Genomic DNA, 19,378 nt, shown 5'->3' with positions numbered 1-19,378 from the left:
GGGTTCCTCAGGTGGGCTGGCAGACCGGCAGCGGGTTGGTCTCGCTGATGATCTCGGAGTCCTTCATCCAGCCGTACTCACCGTTGTCCGCCTGGGTGAACTCCCACCGGTACGGATGCGGCCCGCCGACCCAGGCCGGCGTGGTCTCGTCCCGGCAGTCGAACCAGCTGGTGGTGCTGTACATGCGGCCGACCAGTTCGGTCCGCCCGTCCCAGCTCAGGTTGTAGACCCCGGCGCCGTAGTAGTTCTGGCACCACCAATGGTTTCCGCTGTACCAGCAGTTCCCCGCGGCGGATGCCGGCGCCGCCGGTGCCGTCACCACCAGGGCGACCATGCAGCCGAGCACCGTCGCCATCCCCAGCAGTCTCCGTCTCATGTTCCGTCCTTCCTCCCCCGACCGTCCGAAGCAGACTTGAGTCGCGGGCCAGAGCATGCCGGGGTGATGTGGGCCGAATTCTTGACAATCGATGCGACGGGCCGCGCCGGACCGGGTTGGATGGGCGGATGGAGTTCCTCGTCCTGGGTCCGATGGACGTACGCAACGAGCACGGCACCCTGGGTCCACCGGTCCGGCCGCAACAGAACGTGGTCCTGGCCGCACTGCTCATCGACGCGGATCGCCCGGTCCCGGTGGACCGGCTGGTCGAACGGGTGTGGGGCGACGACCCGCCCCGGCACGCCCGGCGGACGCTGCACACCCACGTGGCCCGGATCCGCCGGCTGCTGGAACGCGCGGGCGGCCCGGACCAGGTCCGCCTGACCCGCCACGACGGCGGCTATCACCTGGTCGTCGACCGCCAACAGGTCGACCTGCACCGCTTCCAGCGACTGGTCGAGCAGGCCCGCGACAACCAGCGCGGCGTCGAGGAACGCGCCGAGCTCTGGCGGCAGGCCCTGGCGCTGTGGCGCGGCGAGGCACTGGCCGGGCTGGCCGGGGACTGGGCCGCCCGCACCCGGGAGCGGCTGGAATCGCTGCTGGTCGACGCCACCGTGGCCTGGGCGGACGTCGAGCTGCGGGCCGGCCGCCCGGACGTCGTCGTCGACCGGCTGAGCCGGCTGGTGGACGAGCATCCGCTGCTGGAGAAGCCGGTCGCCGCGCTGATGCGAGCCCTCGCCGCGGCGGGACGCACCACCGAGGCCCTCGAGCGCTACGAGGCCGCGCGCGGCCGGCTGGCGGAGGAGCTGGGGACCAGCCCGGGCCCGGACCTGTCCGCTGTGCACACCGCTCTGCTGCGCGAAGCTCCTGTCCCGGCCCGCACGGTCGCACCGGCGCAACTGCCGGCGGCCGTACCCGGATTTGCCGGACGCGGCACCGAGCTGGCGCAGCTGGATCAGATCCTGCGCCGCTCCGAGGCCGAGCCCGTCGGCGTCACCGTCGCGGTGCTCTCCGGAATGCCGGGCGTGGGCAAGACCGCGTTGGCGGTGCACTGGGCGTACCGCATCCGCCGGCGCTTCCCGGACGGCCAGCTCTACGTCAACCTGCGCGGCTTCGGCCCGGCCGGGACCACGGTCGACCCGGCGGACGCGGCGCAAGGCTTCCTGGAGGCGCTGCGGATTCCGACGGCGGCGATCCCCGCGACACTCGAGGCCCGCACGGCGCTCTACCGGGGGCTGCTCTCGGACCGGCGGATGCTGATCCTGCTGGACGACGCGGGCTCGGTCGAGCAGGTGAGACCCCTGCTGCCGGGCGGTCCGGGCTGCCTCGTCGTGGTGACCAGCCGCCGCCAGTTCCCCGGACTGGTCGCCGCCGAGGGCGCCCACCCCGTGCCGGTCGAGCTTTTCGGGCCGGCCCAGGCGGTCGGCCTGCTGACGGTACGGATCGGAGCGGCGCGAACCGCCGCGGAGCCGGCCGCCGTACGGGAAATCATCGAACTGTGCGCCGGACTGCCGCTCGCCCTGGCCGTGGTCGCCGCCCGCGCCGTCACGAACCCCCGCGCCCCGCTGCGGCAACTGGCCGACGAACTGCACGAGAGCCGCAGCGGCCTGGCCGCCTTCGACACCGGCGACCCGATCGCGGACGTCCGGACGGTGTTCTCGTGGTCGTACCGGGCGCTCCGCCAGGGCGCGGCCGAACTGTTCCGCCTGCTGAGCCTGCACCCGGGAGCCGACGTCGGCCCGGCCGCGGCAGCCGGGCTGGCCGGCATCCCGGTCGCGACAGCCCAGCGCCGGCTGACGGAGCTGACCACCGCGCACCTGCTCAACGAACACCGTCCCGAGCGGTACGCGCTGCACGACCTGCTGCGCGCCTACGCCGCCGAGCTGGCCGAGCAGCAGGACACCGACCGGGACCGGAAGGCGGCCCTGCGCCGGCTGCTGGACCATTACCTGCATTCGGCGTACGAAGCGGACCGTCTGCTGCGACCGAACCGCGACCCGATCCGGCTGGAGCAGCCGGCCCCGGGCGTGACGCCCGAACGGCCCACTGACCACGACGCCGCGCTGGCCTGGTTCGACACCGAACGGCAGACGTTCCCAGCGCTGGTCACCCGGGCCGCGGCCACCGGCCACGACGCACACACCTGGCAACTCGCCTGGGCGCTGGCGAACTTCTTCCACCGCCGCGGTTACTGGCCCGAGTGGCTGGCCATCCAGCAGGCCGCGGTGACCGCCACCGACCGGCTGGCCGACCGCCCGGCGCAGGCGCACGCCCACCGGCTGTTCGGCATCGCCCTGCTGCGACTCGGCCGGCTCGACGAGGCCGGGCAGCAACTGTCCCAGGCCCGGGACCGCTTCGCGCAGCTCGGTGACGACAGCGGCCAGGCCCTGGCCCACCGCGGCCTGGGCCGGATCGCGGCCCGCCGCCAGGACCACGCGGAAGCCCTGCGCCAGGCAACGCTGGCGCTGGACCTCTTCACCCGGGCCGAGCACCGGAGCGGACGAGCGGGGGCCCTGAACTCGGTGGGCTGGATACTGGCCGAACTCGGCGAGTATGCACCGGCGCTGCGGCACTGCCAGGAGGCGCTGGAGATCCAGCAGAGCCTGGACGACCGCTTCGGCCAGGCGAACACGCTGGACAGCCTGGGATACATCCGCCTCGGCCGCGGAGAGCACGAGGAGGCGATCGCGTGTTACGAGGCGTCGGTGGAGATGTCCCGCCGGCTCGGCGACCAGCACGGCGAGGCGGACACGCTGAAACACCTCGGCAACGCCCACGAGGCGGCGGGGTGTCCGGGGCGGGCGCGGGAGGCTTGGGAGCTCGCGGTGCAGCTCCTGGAAACGATCAACCCACTGGAAGCGGAAAGACTCCGAGCCCGGATCCCCGAGCCCGCCGAAACCCTCTGCTGATCACTCCCGTACGAGTGCGCGGCGACATCGAACGGCGTGGGCAGCGATACGCTCAGCCAGCTTCGCGGGCAGACCGCTGCCGAGCGCTGTTACGTCATCATCGCTTGCTGCGGCGGCGAAGCAGCCGGGCGTGCGCTCGGCCAGCGCATCTACCCGTGCCACAGTCTCGTCGGGGTCAAGCCCGTTCGTTTCGGCGAACCGACGCCAGTGCCGACCGCTGATGCGCTCGATCCGATCCTCGCCACCGACTCGCATGGCCATCCGAAGCCGTGGCAGATACATGTCGTCGTACGGGAGCACACTGGCCACGTCGTACAGCGGCGCCAATCGAACCTGCCGGCCCGCGAGCAGGAGCGAATAGTTCTTCGCATGCGCGTCGGTCCCGGCGATGATCCAGTTGAAGGCGAGCGCATCGACAAAACGGGCGACCTGCGCCTCTGCGGTGTCCGCCGGCCGGATCTCCCGCCTCAGCAGATCGATGATCTGCTCTGGCGATGGGCCGCCCTCGTTCTGATACTTCGCGGTCGGGGCGAGCCCAAGAGCCTGGCAGATGTCCTCCTGATGGACGCGCCGGACCGCCTCGGCCGAGCTTTGATTGAGGCGGTCGTAGCGTTCGACCACAATGGCCCGCTCACCGGCGAAATTCACCACGGAAGAGCGTGCGGCCGGCATGCCGGCACGCTGCGCGGCGGCCAGGCACAGATGTTCCGTGAGGTCGTGTTCGTCCAGTCCGGCGACCGCAGGCTTGAGGATGTGGGTCGTCGGTGCCGCACCCCACGGCTCGCCCCACCGGCCGGTATCCGGATCGAGATACAGGGCTGTCTTGGCCTGCGCCCCGGCCAGACTGAACTGTCCGCTGTTGTGCACATGCCAGGACGTCGGATCCGCGCGCAGCGTGCGCAGCCGCTCAGCCACTTCGTCCTCGCCGAGCCACTTGACACCACCGTCGCCGCCGAGCACCGCCTCAACCCGCTCCGGCACGACGAACTGGGCCGCCCCCGCACAGTCCTCGCCGACATGCAGCAGCAGTGCGAACGGGTTGCCCGCCGAGACCTGATAGGTCCGTGCCCACCGATCGATTACCCGTTCGTTGTCGGGCAGCAGCCCCCACAGGAACGGCCGGACCGCCGCGTCATCGTGCGCACGCCGAGCGAGCGGCAGCGAGAGCGACAGTGGCGTGGCCTCACTCGCGGTCCGCCACTGCTCGTCGTACTCGAGCGAAAGGCGCCCGCCCTCGCCCTGCTCGACGATCCCCACCTGCTTGCCGGCCATGAGGACCGCCAAACGCTTTCCGGCCTGCTCAGCCACGCTCGCTCCCGGTGTCCCCGAGGAGGGCATCGAGGTCGATGCCGCCGGGCGCGGGATCGACGGGCAGCGCGTCCAGGCCGATTCCGAGCGCGTCGAGCGTGCGCAGGATCAGACCGAATTCGGCGGTCGCCTTGCCCGCTTCGAGGTCGGAAAGCCAGCGGCGGCTCACTCCGGCCGCAGCGGCAAGCTGCGCCTGGGTCTGATTCCGGTCCTGCCTGCCCTGACGGACCGCCAAGCCGAGGTCCCGCGCGCTGGTTATCCGCATCATGCGCCTCCATGGCGTGCACGTTCGTACACACCATAGCTGATGTGCACGTTCGTGCACCGTATGTTGTCAGTGCGCGAACGTGCACATCCCGCCTGGGCAGTACGTACACCCCAGCATCGCGATCTCCGAGGACCGCGTCGAGGCCCACCACGAGCAGCCGAACGGGCGCCCACCGACTGGCGGGCGCCCTGAAGGACACAGGATCTACCTGATCGTGACGTCGCTCCGGTTGACCTTGCAGTTGCTGTCGTTCCAGCCCTCGCCGAGGTACTTGGGCTCGCTGCCCTTGCTGACGCCCTGGTACTTGCCACAGACCACGACGCTGGAGCTGTTGGTGATCGTGACGCGGGTGATGGTGGCGGTATCGCCCCAGTTGCTGTTGATGCCGGCGACCATGTCGATGTCGTTCAGCAGCACGTTGTCGATTTTGACGTGGCGCTCGTACGAGCTGGTGCAGTTGCCGCAGCCGCGGTAGAGCTTGCCGGAGCCGCTCAGGTAGAAGCCCGAGATGCTGACCGTGCCGTTGCCGTTGTGCTGGAACGTCTTGTCGCTGCCGGACCGCGCGCCGCCGCCGATCACGTAGCTGGTGCCGTTGCCGGTGCCCTTGAAGGTCGCGGCGTCCTCGCCGATGTCGTTCCACCACACGTTGCGGATGGTGCAGGTGCCCTCGCAGTGCACACCGTCACCGGCGGGCGAGCCGATGATGACGTTCTGCAGGGTGCCACCGTTGGCGATCTTGAACATCGGGTCCTGCGACTCGTTCTGCGAACCGTCGCCGATGCAGCAGTACGTCTTCATGCCGCCGTCGAAGGTGCCCGAGACGTTGACCGTACCGGAAATGCTGGCCGAGCCGGCCGAAGACGGCCACGCACCGGTCGGCGTGCCCGGGTTGCTCGTCGGGGTCGGCCCGGGGGTGGGGCTGGTCGGGCCGGCAGTCGGGGTACTGGTCGGGGTGGAGCCGCCGCCGGTCGCGTAGGTCTCGAACTCGGCGATCCGCGGCGCGCTCGACGCGGCGGTGATGTCGAGGGTGAGCTTCTTCAGCGAGGTCGACGAGAAGGAGATGCTGCTCGGGCTGCCGCTGCCGCTGGCGAGGACGGCGCCGTTGTCAGCGTTGAGCAGCCGCCAGGAGTTGATCGACCCACCACCCGAGGCCTGCTTGATGACGGCCGAGGAGACAGTGGTGGCACTGCCCCACTTGACCGAGACATAACCGGTCGAACCGCCCGGCGCCCAGTACGTGCTGGTGCTGCCGTCCTTGACGTTGCCGTAGCTGGTGCCACTGGCCTTGCTGGAGCCGTCGGCGCCGGCGCCGAGGCTCAGGTTGTCGGCGGCCAGAGCCTGCGACATCGGCATCGCCAGCAGGATCGCGGCGCTGGTGACCGCGGTGGCCCCGCCGGCTATCCACCGCAAGGCAACTGATCTTTTCATCCCTGTCTCACCTTCGTCATCGAGAGCGTGGCACCACCGCCCACAGGCAGGAAAGCGCTTACCTGGCGACAATAGATACACCTCGATGCAATAACAAGGAGTTGCAGGATTTGCAGTGTGCCGACCTGGGCGACCCCTACAGCCAGGGGATTCCCGGGTGCACTGCGGGTCAGCCCGGCTCGGCGGGCGGGTCCTTCCGGAGTCGGACGCTGATCTCGTCGCCGGCATCGGTGGTGAGCGCCCCCGGCACAGTCATACGGAGTTGTTCGGCAAGAGCAGGACCGTAGAGGTCGGCAGCGGTCTCCACGAGATCGCACACGGTGGCGGTGGCGGTCCGCGCCCGGAACACGCCCGCGCCCGCCACCACCACGCCGATGAGCAGCGCGGGCCACCAGATCACGCCGAGAGCGGCGTAGAGAACCGCCCACCCGGTCAGGGCCGCCGCGGAGGTACAGGCCAGTTGAGCAGCGGCGATGTCAGTCCGTAGCTGCTCCGGCAGGACGGTCCACAGGCGCGGCCAGACGACGGTCAGATCCAGGCCGTACGCACGCCGGACCCGTACGGTGGCAGCCCGCCAGCGGTCACCGATCCAGGCCGGGCGGTCCGGCAACTCCAGGGCGATGGCGTCGCGGCGGGCCAGCGCCTCGGCGATCCCGGGCCCGGTCACGACCTCCGAAGCGGTGCCCGCCGCTGCGATCGCCTCCGCCACCAGCACCTCGACCCGGCGGGACTCGCGACGCCACCGGGCTCGCCGCCACTCGACGAGCCACCGGGCGGGCCGGCGCCGGCCGGAAGGCAGCCAGGCGCGCCGCAACACCCAGCCGACGCCGGTCGCCACGAGGCCCGCCGCCGCACTGCCGACGAGCGTTCCGGCCAGGATCGCCACGAGCAGGCCCGAGGGGTGCGGCACCTTCGTCCACCGGCTGATCCAGTCGACGACGACGCCGGGGTGCAGCGCGTTGCGGTGACCGAGGTGGACGGCCACAAGAGCGGTCGCCAGCCACAGGACACCGGGCAGCACGAGCAGAACCAGCCACCGCTCGGCAGCCTTCTTGCCCAGTGCCTCGAGGAACCCGGTCACTCGCTGACGATCCGTACCGGGGCCAGCGGGTCACCGGTCAGCGCGCAGGCAGGTGCGCGGCCACCGCGGTCGGGTTCGCCCCGGCCGCAGGGACGCGGGTGCGGGCACCGCCATCCGCGCACCGACCGGGATCCGGCCGTGCCGCCGGGCAGCGGCTCAAAACCGCGCGGTCCGGTGCTGATGCCGTCCAGACCGGCGGAGCCGGCGGCTTCCTCCACGGCGTCGAGCAGCGAAACGATGGCGTCGCCCGGCCGGCCGGCGCGGACCGCGGCCACGAGGGCGTCCCACTGGGCGTCGGTGAGGCCACCGTCGTCGAGCGCTTCCCGGAGGCGCGGGTCAAGCTCGAGGTTCGCGCACAGGGCGGCGACCCGGGTCATCGGCACGGGACCCTCCTCGATGGAGCTCGATGTGGCGGCTCCCAACATACGCGTCCAGGTCGACGGTGGATGGCTGTTCGACCTCGGGAGTCATGCCGGGGAGCGTATCGATGGCAGACTCGTGCACTGAGATCCTGGCCGTCGCCGTCGCGCGGCCGTTTCCTGCTCTTTGCGGTCCCGAACGAGAGGCTCCCGTTGCGCAAGCTGGTGTACTACATCGCCACGACCCTGGACGGTTTCATCGCCGGGCCGGACGGCGCCGACCCCACCGGCCCGAACGGCTTCTGGCCCCTGCCGGCCGACTACATCGGGCACATCGCAGCCCACTACCCCGAGACGCTGCCCGGCCCGGCCCGCGCCGCCCTGTCCATCACCGCCGAAGGCACTCACTTCGACACCGTGCTGGAAGGGCGCCGCAGCTACGAGATCGGGCTCAAGGCCGGGGTCACCAACGCCTTCCCGCACCTGCGCCACCTGGTCTTCTCCCGGACCCTCACCGAGAGCCCGGACCCCACCGTCGAGCTGGTCGCCACCGACCCGGTCCAGACGGCACGCGACCTCAAACGCCAGGACGGCAAGGACATCTGGCTGATCGGCGGCGCCGAACTGGCCGGCGCGCTCTATCCCGAGATCGACCAGCTGATCCTCAAGGTGGGCGCCCTGACCATCGGCACGGGCATCCCGCTGTTCTCCCGCACCGCGACGTTCGACCCGCGCGGCTGGCAACTCACCGACCACACCGTGCTGGACAGCGGTGCTGCCTTTCTCACCTACGACCGCCCTGTCGATGGCTGATCCGTGGAGCATCGTCGTCTCGGCCGGAGTGGCCTCCACGTCAGCGAAATCACCTACGGCAACTGGCTGACCCACGGCGAACTTGTCGCACGTGACACCGCGCTCGCCTGCATCCAGGCGGCGCTGGACGCCGGCATCACCACCTTCGACACCGCCGACGTGTACGCCCAGGGCGCCGCCGAACAGGTTCTCGGCGAGGCGCTGCGCTCGGTCAGCCGTACCTCGGTCGAGATCGCCACGAAAGTCTGCCTGCCCACCGGCGACGGCCCGAATGACCGTGGCCTGTCCCGCAAGCACGTCATGGAGTCCTGCCACGCCTCGCTGCGGCGGCTCGGCACCGACTACGTCGACCTGTACCAGGCGCACCGCTTCGACGAACGCACTCCACTCGACGAGTCCCTGATCGCCTTCGACGACCTGGTACGCCAGGGCAAAGTGCTCTACCTGGGCGTCTCGGAATGGACCGCCCCGCAGATCGAAGCTGCCCTGCGGATCGCCGCGGAGCTCGGGCTGCGCAACCGCATCGTCGCCAACCAGCCGCAGTACAACATGCTGTGGCGGGTCATCGAGCCGCAGGTGCTGCCGCTGTGCGAGCGGGAAGGCATCGGCCAGGTGGTCTTCCAGCCGCTGGCCCAGGGCGTGCTCACCGGCAAGTACCAGCCCGGCCGGCCGCTGCCGGCGAACTCGCGCGCCACCAGCGGCGGGCGGGCGCCCCGGTTCATCGGCCGGGTGCTCGGACCGGCGCTGCTCGATCGCGTACAGCAGCTACGTCCGCTCGCCGCGGACGCCGGCCTCTCGATGGCCCAGCTCGCGGTGGCCTGGACCCTGCAGACGGACGGGGTCAGCTCGGCCATCATCGGCGCCTCCCGTCCCGAGCAGGTCACCGAGAACGCGCTCGCGGCCGGGGTGCGGCTGCCCGTCGCGCTGCTGGCGAAGATCGACGAGGTGCTGGAGGACCTGGTCGATCGTGACCCCGCCAAGACCGCCCAGATGATGGCCGTCAAGCCTGAGTGGACCCGTCCGGCCTAGGCAGTCTTGACCGCCCGAAGAGACAACGCATAGATTGCTGTCATTGCTTCCGGTAGAAATCCGAAAGTTTCGGTCCTGCCTCGAACTCCTCGTCTCAAGGAGTTCCGGTGCGTCGCCTGAACGCAAAGGAGTGGAGCAAATGTCAGCGTCATTCCACCACCAGCGGGGCACGCGCCGGCTCCTGGCAGCGCTCGTCACCGTCTCGATGGGCACCGCGACCGCTGCCGCCGGCGCGCAACCGGCAGCGGCAGACGCGGCGGCACCGTGGCTGACCGTGTCCGAGGGTTTCGCGTCCTTCGCCGTCCCGGCGGAAGCCATTCAAAACACCATGGGCAATGTGTCCTCGGTCGTCGTCGAGGGGAACTTCGGCCCGTCCTCCAACGTGTCGGAACTCGGTCTGGTGCGCTCCGGCAACAGCACCGCCTGGACGTCGATAATCGGTCCGCTGCCGGCGGGGCTGTACTACTACCGCCTCCGGGGTGACTACACCAAGGTCGTCAAGGACTCCACGAACCCGACCTCGGTGACCTCGGACCCGACCTGGAGTACCTTCCTCGTCCCGGGAGACTCTGCGCGATACCTCGCCGACGTGGCACCGGGGCAGGGCGGACACGTCGAGACCGTCACCTATCCCGGCGCTACGGCGCAGGAGCAACGGTCGGCGACGGTGTGGACGCCGCCGGGATACGACGCCGACCGCCGGCGCCCGTACCCGATCCTGTATCTCCTGCCCGGCGAAGACGGAGGCCACGCCGACTGGACGGAACTGGGTCGCGCCGGGCAGATCCTCGACAACCTCTCGGTGCAGCGCCGGATCGAGCCGATGGTGGTCGTCATGAGCGACGAGGACGACGTCTCGCGCTCCCCGCTGCCGCGGGCGATCGACAGGAAATACAACGTCACCCGCGATCCCCGGCAGCAGGCGATCGCCGGTGCATCGGCCGGCGGCGTGCAGGCGGTGCGGACCGCCTTGACCCGTACGGGCTCCTTCGCCTATGTCGGCTCGTTCGGGGGCGTCTTCGCCGATGAGGGCCTTCGCGTGAACGCCAAGGCGGTCAACGCGAGTCTCAAGTTGCTGCGGCTGTACACCGGGAACATGACCGATCCCGCGTACAACCCCACCTACCGGTTGTTGCGCAAACTCGACAAGGCCCATGTCCGGCACGAGTTCGACGGCGTGAACCCGGACGCCGGCCACAACTGGAAGGCCTGGCAGGAGAACCTGACTGACTTCGCGCCGCGCCTCTTCCGCCCGGTGAGCAACCACCGCCCCAGCCGCGGTCACCTGGTGCCACGGCACGAGTTCACGCCGCCGGCGCCCGGCACCACCCCGACGCCGTGGCTGACCCGCGAAGTCAACGGGGACATTTTTGTCACCGCCGAGACCGGCACCGAATTCGCCGGGGCCGAGCACGTCACGCTCTGGGGCAACTGGGCGCCCGGCGGAAGCTGGGTCAACATGCCGCTCACTCGTACCGGTGACCGGTGGCGCGTAACCGTCGGACCGCTCAAGCCCTGGTTCTACTACTACAAATTCATCGTCGACCTGGCCTCGAAGAAGGACACATCGAACCCGACGAGCATCACCACGGAACCGACGTGGAGCTCATTCCTCGTACCCGGGAGAGAGTCGCGTCTGCTCGCCGACGTCCCCGCCGGAAAGGGCGGCGCCGTGAACCGGCTCACCTACCAGAGCACGGTGGCCGGGGAGGCACGCTCGGCGTACGTGTGGACACCGCCCGGCTACGACCCCGCGCGGCCGACGCCGTACCCGGTCCTCTATCTCCAGCACGGCGGTGGCCAGAACTACACCGACTGGCTGGAGATGGGACGGGCCAAGCAGATCCTCGACAACGAGTTCCTGGACGGCTCCCTCGTGCCGATGGTCGTCGTGATGGGCAACGGCAACGTCTCCAACTTCCCGAAGGAGCTGCTGGAGAACATCGTGCCGGCGGCCCGTGCCGGCTACCACATCTCCGACGACCCGGCCCGGCAAGCGCTCGCCGGCCTGTCGATGGGCGGGTTCCAGACGTTCGACGTGCTGAAAACCCACCCGGGCGAATTCGCCTACATCGGCGCCTTCTCCGCGGGCATCGGCTTCTCCCCCACGCCCGACCCGACGGGCTACGACCCGGCGGCGATCAACCACGGGACGAAGCTGCTGCGCATATACACCGGCAATGTGACCGACTTCGTCTACCCGATCACGCTGGCGTCGATGGCGGCCTTCGACCGGATCGGGGTGCGATACGAGTTCGCCGGGGTCACCCCGGGCCCACACGGCTGGGACACCTGGCAGAAGAACCTGATCGACTTCGCCCCACGCCTGTTCCGATCCGAGGCGGGCACAAGCCTTCCGTTGCGGCTCGGAGCAAGCTGAGTTTCGTTTCGCTCGGGTCAACCATTCAGGTCCGCGGTCTGACAGCCGAAGGACGGGTATGACTCGGCTTCGTGTGGGATCCGGATCCAGCAGCCTCGACGATTCCGCCACGGCCGGCGCCGAGGCGGCCCGCGCCGCCCTCGCCGGGCTCGCGGGCACCACGCCGGGACTCGTGATCGTCTATGCCTCGATCCGGTACGACCTGACCGAACTGCTCGCCGCCGTACGCGGTGTCACCGGTGACGCGCCGCTGGTCGGCGCCAGCGCCAGCGGCCAGTTCGCCGATGGGGAGTTCCTGCCGGCGGGCACCTCGGTGAGCGTCATGATCCTCGGTGCCGGTGTCTACCGTTTCGGCACCGCCGCGATTACCGGCATCGGCGCCGACACCGTTGCTGCCGGTCACAAACTGGCGCGCCAGGCCGTCGACGCCGCGGGCGCCGCCGCCCCGCACAGTGCGCTGCTGGTGCTGGCCGACGGCATGGCCGGCGACATGCAGGGACTGCTGACCGGCATCTACCGCGTCACCGGCGCCCTGGTGCCGGTGGTCGGCGGTGCGGCCGGCGACGACCGTACCTTTGCGGGCTCCTACGTCCTGCACGACGGCGAGGCGTTGCGCGACGCGGCGGTGGCGGTCTCGATCGGCTCGGACCGGCCGCTGCACGTGGTGGCCGCGCACGGCTGGCAGCCACAGACCCTGCCCATGCTGATCACCCAGGTCGACGGTACAGCGGTCCTCGAGATCGCCGGGCGTCCGGCCACCGAGGTCTACAACGAGGGCGTCGCCAACTACGAGCGGACCCGCACCCAGCCGGCCCGCATCCAGCACACGGACGGCACCGGGGAGGTCTGGCATACCGCAACCGCGTTCGGACTCATCGAGCCGGACGGCACCCAGCTCGTCCGCGGGGCCTACATCGGCGAGGGCGGGCTGCTGCACACCTTCACCCCACTGCCGGAATACGCTGCCGTGCAGGTGGTCTCGGCCGATCAGGACGACTTGCTGGACATCAGCGACCAGGTCGTCAACGACGCGCTGCGCGGTGTGCCGGACCCGGCTGTGATGCTGATGTTCAGCTGCGTCGCGCGCACCGACATTCTCGGCGACCGGGCCTTCGAGGAAGCCGCCCGGCTGCACAAGGCGGCCGGTTCGGTCGCCACATTCGGCTTCTACACGTACGGCGAGTTCGCTCGCACCACCGGAGTGGCGGGCTACCACAACGCCACTATCACGGCACTAGCGCTGTAGTGCGTACCGAAGGAACCGTCGTGGAAGACGCCGACCGGCTCCGGCAGCAGCTGGCGGCGGCCATGGCCGCCGCCGGCGACGCCTATCGGCACACGTCTCGGCTGATCCGCGTCCTCACCGTGCTCGGCCGGCCGTCGTCGCCGGCTGAACTGGTGGATCAGACTCTGACCGTGCTGTCCCAGGTCTACGCGGCGGACGTGACGGCGACCGTCCGGCTGACCTGCGGCCAGCTCCAGGTGACGGGCTCCTGCGGTCTGCCCGACGGCGACGAGGCGTACACGACGGGGTGGCCGCTGGCCGGCGCCGCGCTGGAAGCAGTGACCACCGGCAAGGCGGTCGCCCGGACCGGTGACGGCCTGGACCTCGCCGCCGACGTGCCGCCGTCGCTGGCCGGCCTGGCCCCGGGATCGGCGGTCTGGGTGCCGGTCGGCGACTCCGGCGCCGTCGACGAACTGCTGATCATGTACCGGGTCAGCGCCGACGGGTTCCCGCCGGCCGATCTGCCTGTCCTCGGCTCGGTGGCGGCCCGCCTGCGCCTCGCCGTGGAGTCCCGGCAGCGCAGCGCATCCGTCGAGACACTCGCCACCCGCGGTCCCCAGCTCTCCAGCCGGCTCGATCTGCCGTCGCTGTTCAGCGAGACCGTACGGCTGTTGCCGATGCTGGTCGATGCGGACGACGCCGGGCTGGTCCAGATCCACGACGACACCGCGACTGTGTGCGCGACGACCCAGCCCGACCGGTGGCCGTGCGGCGGTGAGCCGCTGGCCGCCACCCGCCTGCCAGGTTGGGCGACGGTGCGCTCCGGCAAGGTGTTCACCGGCGAACATGACAGCACCCTCGCCGCCGGCTCGATACTCGCCGTACCCGTTATGCGCGACGGCGCGCCGGTGGCCGTTCTGTACGCGATGCGCGGCGACCGCCGGACGTTCCGCCGGGACGCGATCGACGCCGCGGCGATCCTCGCCAACTACGTGGGCTCGGCGATGACCAACGCGGAGCTCTACCTTGCCCTGGGCAACAGCGAGAACTCCCTGCGGCTGATCACCGACTCGATCAGCGACCTGATCGCTGTGGTCGACGCGGCCGGCCGGTTCGTGTACGCGTCGGCGTCGCACGATCGGGAGCTCGCGCTCGCACCGGATCTGCTGCTCGGCAGTACTGTGATCGACCTCGTGCACACCGCCGACCGTGCTGCCGTGGCCGCCGCGCTCGCCCAGGCGAGCGGCACCACCAAAGTGGAATACCGGCTGCGGTCAGGCCGGGGCGCCTGGGTCTGGGTGGAGAGCGCACTGCGCCCGGTGCCCGACGACGGCACGCTGGTGTTGTCCTCGCGGGTCATCGACGAACGCCGCCGCCTCGAGGATGAGCTGCGCCGCCGCGCCACCCACGACCCGCTGACCGGCCTGGCCAACCGGACGCTCACCGCGGAGCGGCTGCACTTCGCCCTCGGCCGGGACGACGACGAACACGTCGGACTGCTGTTCTGCGACCTCGACAAGTTCAAGGCGGTCAACGACCGGCTCGGCCACGAAGCCGGAGACGACCTGCTCACCCAGGTCTCGGACCGGCTGCGCACCTGCGTTCGAAGCAAGGACCTGCTGGCCCGCTTCGGCGGCGACGAGTTTGTGATCTTGCTCGACGGGGTCGGCGGCTTGGACGACGTCACCGAGATCGGTGGCCGCGTGGTCCGCGTGCTGGAGGCCCCGTTCTGGCTGCGCGGCGAATGGGTACAGGTCGGGGTCAGCGTGGGCGGCGTGCTCGGCATCCGCGGTGAGGCCCAGGCCGGCGCCATGCTGCGCGACGCCGACGCGGCCATGTACGCCGCGAAGAACGCCGGCGGCGGCCGGGTCGAGGTGTTCGACGACGATGCGTCGCACCGCAGCCTCGACCGGCTCGAGCTGCGCTCCGACCTGGCCCAGGCGCTGACCAACGGCGAGCTGGCGGTCCACTACCAGCCGATCGTCGAGCTGGCCGAGGGCCGTGTCATCGGCTTCGAGGCGCTCTGCCGCTGGCACCATCCGCGCCGGGGGCCGGTCCCGCCGGACGAGTTCATTCCGCTGGCCGAGGAGACCGGCGCGATCGTGGACATCGGCGAATGGGTGCTGGGGCAGGCCTGCCGCCAGCTCGCCGAATGGCAGCAGCTGCCCGGCCGGGAGCATCTGCGGATCAGTGTCAATCTGTCCCCGGCGCAGCTGCAGCAGCCGGACGCGGACTCACGCACCCTCGGCATCATCACCTCGGCCGGGGTCAAGCCTTCGGACGTCTGGCTGGAGATCACCGAGCACAGTTCGATCCGTCAGGACGTGACCGCGTTCGCCACCACGCTGCGCACGGCCGGCATCCACTTCGCACTGGACGACTTCGGCATGGCCTATTCGAACCTGAGCCACCTCAAGCGGCTGCCGGTGGAAATCCTGAAGATCGACCGCTCCTTCGTCGCCGGCCTGACAGCCGGCGATGGCGACCGCAGCATCGTCCGGGCAGTGCTGGCGATCGCCGAGTCGCTTCAGCTGACCGTAGTAGCCGAGGGCATCGAGACCCCGGCCCAGCAGGAGGCGTTGCTGGCGATGGGCTGCCGGCAGGGGCAGGGTTACCTGTTCTCCCGCCCGGTGGCCCCGGGAGAGGCGACTGCTCTGCTGCGGTCGGACGCGCTGATGATTGCCTGACGCCGCACCGGCCCTCGGGCCCACTGAAACAGCACGGCCCGAGCGACGGGACGTTCCGGGCGGCTGCTCGGCGGCCTGCCCATATCGGGCAACCTAGACGCAGTGGCTGCTCGCGGTTGCCTCAAGCACGTTTGATAACCGCTCGGTCCAACAAGCGGAGCCTCTTCGGCGCGGGCAGGCGTTAGCCTCGGCGGCCGTGACTCCTTCGTCCACCGGGCCGTCGTACGACGGGTGTGGCCTGGTTCTACGGCGGCCGACCTCGACGCGGCGTCACTCGCCGTGGAGGTGCGAGGTGACTCCCGCCTAGTGAACCAATCCTCAGCGGGGCGTCCTACGGTGCCTCACGGCTGTGGGTACTGCTTGACCAACTCCAGACAGCGCCGACACTGGCCGCCGCGCTGGCCAGCAGCAAGACTCTCCGGCACCAGCTAGCCCGCCACGCAGTCCTCTCTGCATATCGAACCTCCCCATGCGCATGGACAGCGACAGAGGAGCGCACGTGATCTTGGACGGGGTGAGTCCTTCCGGGCGATCTTCCATGCCAATCAGGCCCAGGAGTACACCGGCGGCCTGTTCCTGGCGGCTTGCGCGCGGGCGCAGGTGCGTCAGTTGTTGGGCCGCGCCGGCTCAGGCCTGGACAACGCGATCGTCGGGTCGTTCAACTCCGCCTTTGAGTTCGAACTGTTCGCCGGCGCCAGCCGCTTCGCCACCCGGGCGCAGGCGCGAACCGCGGTCCCGAGCGGTCGCCATCCGGTCGCCGGCCAGCATTGGCTGCGCAGAGCGTGACGGCCCAGCCGGCCCTGCGCGCGATCAGCTCACCGAAGAGTTGCGGACCGCCGCGCAACTGGCGTAGTTGCTGGCACCGCTGTTGGCCGTGGCGTCCCGCACGGTGGGCGCAGGAACCGCCGACCGAATCGGGGGTTACGGTGGATCGTTAGCAATCCGGGGATGAGGCTGCAGATGATCAATGTGCAGGAGTTCGCGCGGCGGCTGAGCACTCTTGGGGCTGTTGCGTTCACCAGCGACGACGTCGTGGACCTGGCGACCGCCGCCGATGCTCGCATTAGCGCTGACCTCGAGATCGACGCCACTCTGGCGCAGCGGTTGCTCGACCAGATCTCGCCCACGCTGCCAGTCACCGGGGTGCAGATCGCGGCGTTGCAATGGCCGCCACCCAAATCTTCCCGTCCAGCAGCGCCTTCGGTGTCTTTCTCCAGCCCCGGCGCCTTTGACGGACCGGCTGATCAGCCGAACCCGCCCCGTACTTCTAGGCCTGCGCGCAGCGGTCGGCGACCCGGCTCCCGACGAACTGGCCGGTGAAACTGCCGTCCCATCATCTCGCCAGTTCGCATTGCTCGGGATGACTGGACAAGGTCGATGAGTTGGCCGACACCGCACGTGTGCCGACTGCTGCTAGCTCGCGCTGCCGTCCGAGCACCGGCACCCGGCCCGCTCGATCATCGCGGCAGAAGCGGAGGCCCAGCATCTCCTCGCGTCAGCTGACGGTGTTGGGTCGCCGGTTTCAGCATCAGGTTCGTGGCGGACCGATCGCCACGGGCGCCCACCCCAGAGCGGTACTCAACTTCCGCGTTGCCCGCACAGTGCGTTCTCGACGACCGCATCGGTGGCTCGCTGGTGCTGCAGGGCGAGGTCCGGCCGGGTACCTGACACTGACACCGACACGCTGCGACGGCCGTCGCGGGTGACGCCGTTGTCGCTGGTGTAGCCGCTGCCACCGCCCGGGTGGCTCCAGTAAGTGCCGCCGCACGGCAGGGGCCGCTCGAACAGGCCCAGCCCGTATCTGGCCCCCGGTAGCAGCTCCTCGAACTCTGGGCCGAGGGGCATCGTACGGGTCATCTCGGCGAGCTGCGCCGGCCGCAGCAGCCGGCCACCGAGCAGCGCTCGGAAGAAGCGGTTGACGTCTGCGGTGGTTGAGATGAACGCCGCACCGCCGTCGGCGATGACCTGCTCGGTGACGTCGGTCAGCTGGCCGGCATCGAACTCGTGGTAGCCGCGTGCATGGGGACCGGGCAGTGTCGGCAGGTTGCCGGGCCAGGTCGTGTGGCGCATACCGGTCCGGTCGACGACGCGCCGCCGCACTTCCTCGTGCCACGGGCGTCCGGTGACCTTGTCGATCACCATCTCGGCCACGATGTAGCCGACGTTCGAGTACCGCCACGTCGTGCCCGGCGCGAAGTCGGGCGTGTGGCGCAAGCTCCGCGCAAGCAGTTGGGCGGGTGTGTACAGGTCGTACCGGTGCTCGTAGTAGTCGGCGGCGGTGGCGAAGTCGGGCACGTCGTCGTGAAGGCCGCTGGTGTGCTGGAGCAGGTGCCGGACCGTGATGGCGCGGCCGTCGTTGCCGTTGCCGCGGATCACGCCCGGCAGCCACTTCTCCACCGGGTCGTCGAGGCCCATCTGTTCCTCCTCCACCAGCTGCAACACCACCGTCGCGATGAAGGCCTTGCCGGTGCTGGCGATCCGGGCCCGGCCGTTCGGCGGCACCCGGCGACCGGTCCGCAGATCGGCGACGCCGGCGGTCGCGACGACCGCGCGCCCGTTCGGGGTTACCAGACGCGCTTGCACTCCCGGCAGGCCCAGGGCGTGTACGGCTGCGATGTCACGACGGAGCCGGTCAAGGTCGGTCAGCCGCCCGGAGCCGGCATGCGCGTCAGCGGTGACGCCGACTCCCGCGACCAGCGCGACCGCTGTCACTGCGATTCGTAGAAGCTTCATGCCTTGAAACCTAGGAATCCGCGGCGCCGCACCCCATACCGCTGGCTACCGTACCGACGGCTACAGCTGGCTGTAGTGCGAGCCGATGATCGGTTCGGGTACAGATGTGGTCATGACGCGTCGGCGGGCCACGGCCTACCTCCTGGCAATACTCGGCACGGCGGTGGTGTCGCTGGCCGGCCTGCCGATGCTGTGCCTGCCCGGCGTGCGCGAGCGGTGGGCCCGGTGGCACCTGCGGCTGGCCGGTGACCAGCGGTGGCACCCGGTGCGGTTCCGCCGGCACCTGCTGTGGCTGACCGTCCACCTCGTGACCGGACTGCCTCTGGGACTGTTCGCCCTGCTGGTCGCCGGCAACCTCGTGACCGCTGTGATCGCCATGACGCTCTGGTGGGCCTTCCCGGCCGAGGAGCCGGTCACGCTGTTCGTCGAGGTGCCGGTCGCCGGGTGGGCGACCGCGATCGGGCTGGGCGCCGTGCAGTTCGCGGTGCTCGCGGCGGTGACCTACGGGACGTTTCCGGCGCTGGCCGGAGCCCACGCCCGGGTCACTCGCTGGGCGTTGACGCCGTCGGAGGCGGAGCGGCTGGCCGGCCGGGTCGCCGATCTCACCCGCACCCGGGCCGACGTGCTCGACGCGCACGGCGCCGAACTGCGTCGCATCGAACGTGACCTGCACGACGGCGCGCAGGCGCGGCTCGTCGCGGTGGCGATGCGCCTCGCGGTGGCCCGGCAGGTGGCCGGCGACCCCGACCTGGTGAGCCGGCTGGTCGCCGAGGCGCGCGAGG

At 70.3% G+C, this 19,378-nt stretch carries 16 protein-coding genes; 9 read left to right on the top strand and 7 right to left on the bottom strand.

The features are described from left to right. Positions 1-7: 7 nt before the first annotated feature. A complete protein-coding gene (locus AB0C29_RS02325; RefSeq protein ID WP_360814149.1) occupies positions 8-376 on the bottom strand; it encodes a hypothetical protein in 369 nt (122 codons plus the stop codon). A 128-nt stretch (positions 377-504) separates the two neighbouring features. Between AB0C29_RS02325 and AB0C29_RS02320 the strand changes: the two genes are divergently transcribed. After that, positions 505-3,285, top strand: a complete 2,781-nt coding sequence (locus AB0C29_RS02320) for a BTAD domain-containing putative transcriptional regulator (protein WP_360814147.1) — start codon at positions 505-507, stop codon at positions 3,283-3,285. Here the strand turns inward: AB0C29_RS02320 and AB0C29_RS02315 are convergent, their stop codons facing one another. From AB0C29_RS02315 to AB0C29_RS02295, 5 genes are all read right to left on the bottom strand, one after another. Continuing rightward, positions 3,286-4,593, bottom strand: coding sequence for a type II toxin-antitoxin system HipA family toxin (locus tag AB0C29_RS02315; RefSeq protein WP_360814145.1), 1,308 nt, complete (start codon positions 4,591-4,593; stop codon positions 3,286-3,288). It lies immediately after the preceding gene. Further along, positions 4,586-4,861, bottom strand: coding sequence for a helix-turn-helix domain-containing protein (locus AB0C29_RS02310; protein ID WP_360814143.1), 276 nt, complete (start codon positions 4,859-4,861; stop codon positions 4,586-4,588). Before AB0C29_RS02310 ends, AB0C29_RS02315 begins: the two co-directional genes overlap by 8 nt. Positions 4,862-5,065: 204 nt before the next feature. Continuing rightward, entirely contained in the window at positions 5,066-6,289 is a 1,224-nt protein-coding gene (locus AB0C29_RS02305) for a pectate lyase (RefSeq protein ID WP_360814141.1), read from the bottom strand. A gap of 169 nt (positions 6,290-6,458) precedes the next feature. Beyond that, the gene (locus AB0C29_RS02300) at positions 6,459-7,370 is read right to left on the bottom strand and encodes a hypothetical protein (protein WP_360814139.1); all 912 of its coding nucleotides are present in this window, start codon (positions 7,368-7,370) and stop codon (positions 6,459-6,461) included. Further along, positions 7,367-7,753, bottom strand: coding sequence for a hypothetical protein (locus AB0C29_RS02295; protein ID WP_360814137.1), 387 nt, complete (start codon positions 7,751-7,753; stop codon positions 7,367-7,369). The genes AB0C29_RS02300 and AB0C29_RS02295 overlap by 4 nt, the downstream gene beginning before the upstream one ends. Before the next feature lie 189 nt (positions 7,754-7,942). On the opposite strand from AB0C29_RS02295, the gene AB0C29_RS02290 reads away from it, so the two are divergent. The 7 genes from AB0C29_RS02290 (at position 7,943) to AB0C29_RS02260 (ending at position 17,183) form a co-directional block, all read left to right on the top strand. Beyond that, entirely contained in the window at positions 7,943-8,542 is a 600-nt protein-coding gene (locus AB0C29_RS02290; protein ID WP_360814135.1) for a dihydrofolate reductase, read from the top strand. A 3-nt stretch (positions 8,543-8,545) separates the two neighbouring features. Continuing rightward, positions 8,546-9,571: an aldo/keto reductase family protein gene (locus AB0C29_RS02285; protein ID WP_360814133.1), complete on the top strand. Its 1,026-nt coding sequence runs from the start codon at positions 8,546-8,548 to the stop codon at positions 9,569-9,571. 139 nt (positions 9,572-9,710) lie between these two features. Then, entirely contained in the window at positions 9,711-11,951 is a 2,241-nt protein-coding gene (locus AB0C29_RS02280) for an alpha/beta hydrolase-fold protein (protein WP_360814131.1), read from the top strand. 58 nt (positions 11,952-12,009) lie between these two features. Next, positions 12,010-13,197 (top strand): FIST N-terminal domain-containing protein, encoded by a 1,188-nt coding sequence (locus tag AB0C29_RS02275; RefSeq protein WP_360814129.1) that lies wholly within the window; start codon positions 12,010-12,012, stop codon positions 13,195-13,197. Positions 13,198-13,217: 20 nt separating this feature from the next. Continuing rightward, on the top strand, positions 13,218-15,863 hold the full coding sequence (locus AB0C29_RS02270; RefSeq protein WP_360814127.1) for an EAL domain-containing protein: 2,646 nt from the start codon (positions 13,218-13,220) through the stop codon (positions 15,861-15,863). A gap of 609 nt (positions 15,864-16,472) precedes the next feature. Continuing rightward, entirely contained in the window at positions 16,473-16,649 is a 177-nt protein-coding gene (locus AB0C29_RS02265) for a hypothetical protein (protein ID WP_360814125.1), read from the top strand. Positions 16,650-16,811: 162 nt separating this feature from the next. Next, positions 16,812-17,183 carry a hypothetical protein gene (locus AB0C29_RS02260; RefSeq protein ID WP_360814123.1) on the top strand — a complete coding sequence of 124 codons (372 nt, stop codon included), beginning with the start codon at positions 16,812-16,814 and terminating at the stop codon, positions 17,181-17,183. Positions 17,184-17,441: 258 nt separating this feature from the next. Here the strand turns inward: AB0C29_RS02260 and AB0C29_RS02255 are convergent, their stop codons facing one another. Then, positions 17,442-18,596 (bottom strand): serine hydrolase domain-containing protein, encoded by a 1,155-nt coding sequence (locus AB0C29_RS02255; protein WP_360814121.1) that lies wholly within the window; start codon positions 18,594-18,596, stop codon positions 17,442-17,444. Between the two features lie 112 nt (positions 18,597-18,708). Between AB0C29_RS02255 and AB0C29_RS02250 the strand changes: the two genes are divergently transcribed. After that, positions 18,709-19,378: histidine kinase (locus tag AB0C29_RS02250; RefSeq protein ID WP_360814119.1), on the top strand; the 670-nt coding region annotated here is incomplete at its 3' end.

It is taken from the genome of Actinoplanes sp. NPDC048791 (assembly GCF_040650095.1).
In the GTDB taxonomy this organism is placed as follows: domain Bacteria; phylum Actinomycetota; class Actinomycetes; order Mycobacteriales; family Micromonosporaceae; genus Actinoplanes.
Note: the sequence above shows the minus strand (reverse complement) of the source record. Positions and strands in the feature narration are given on the sequence as shown.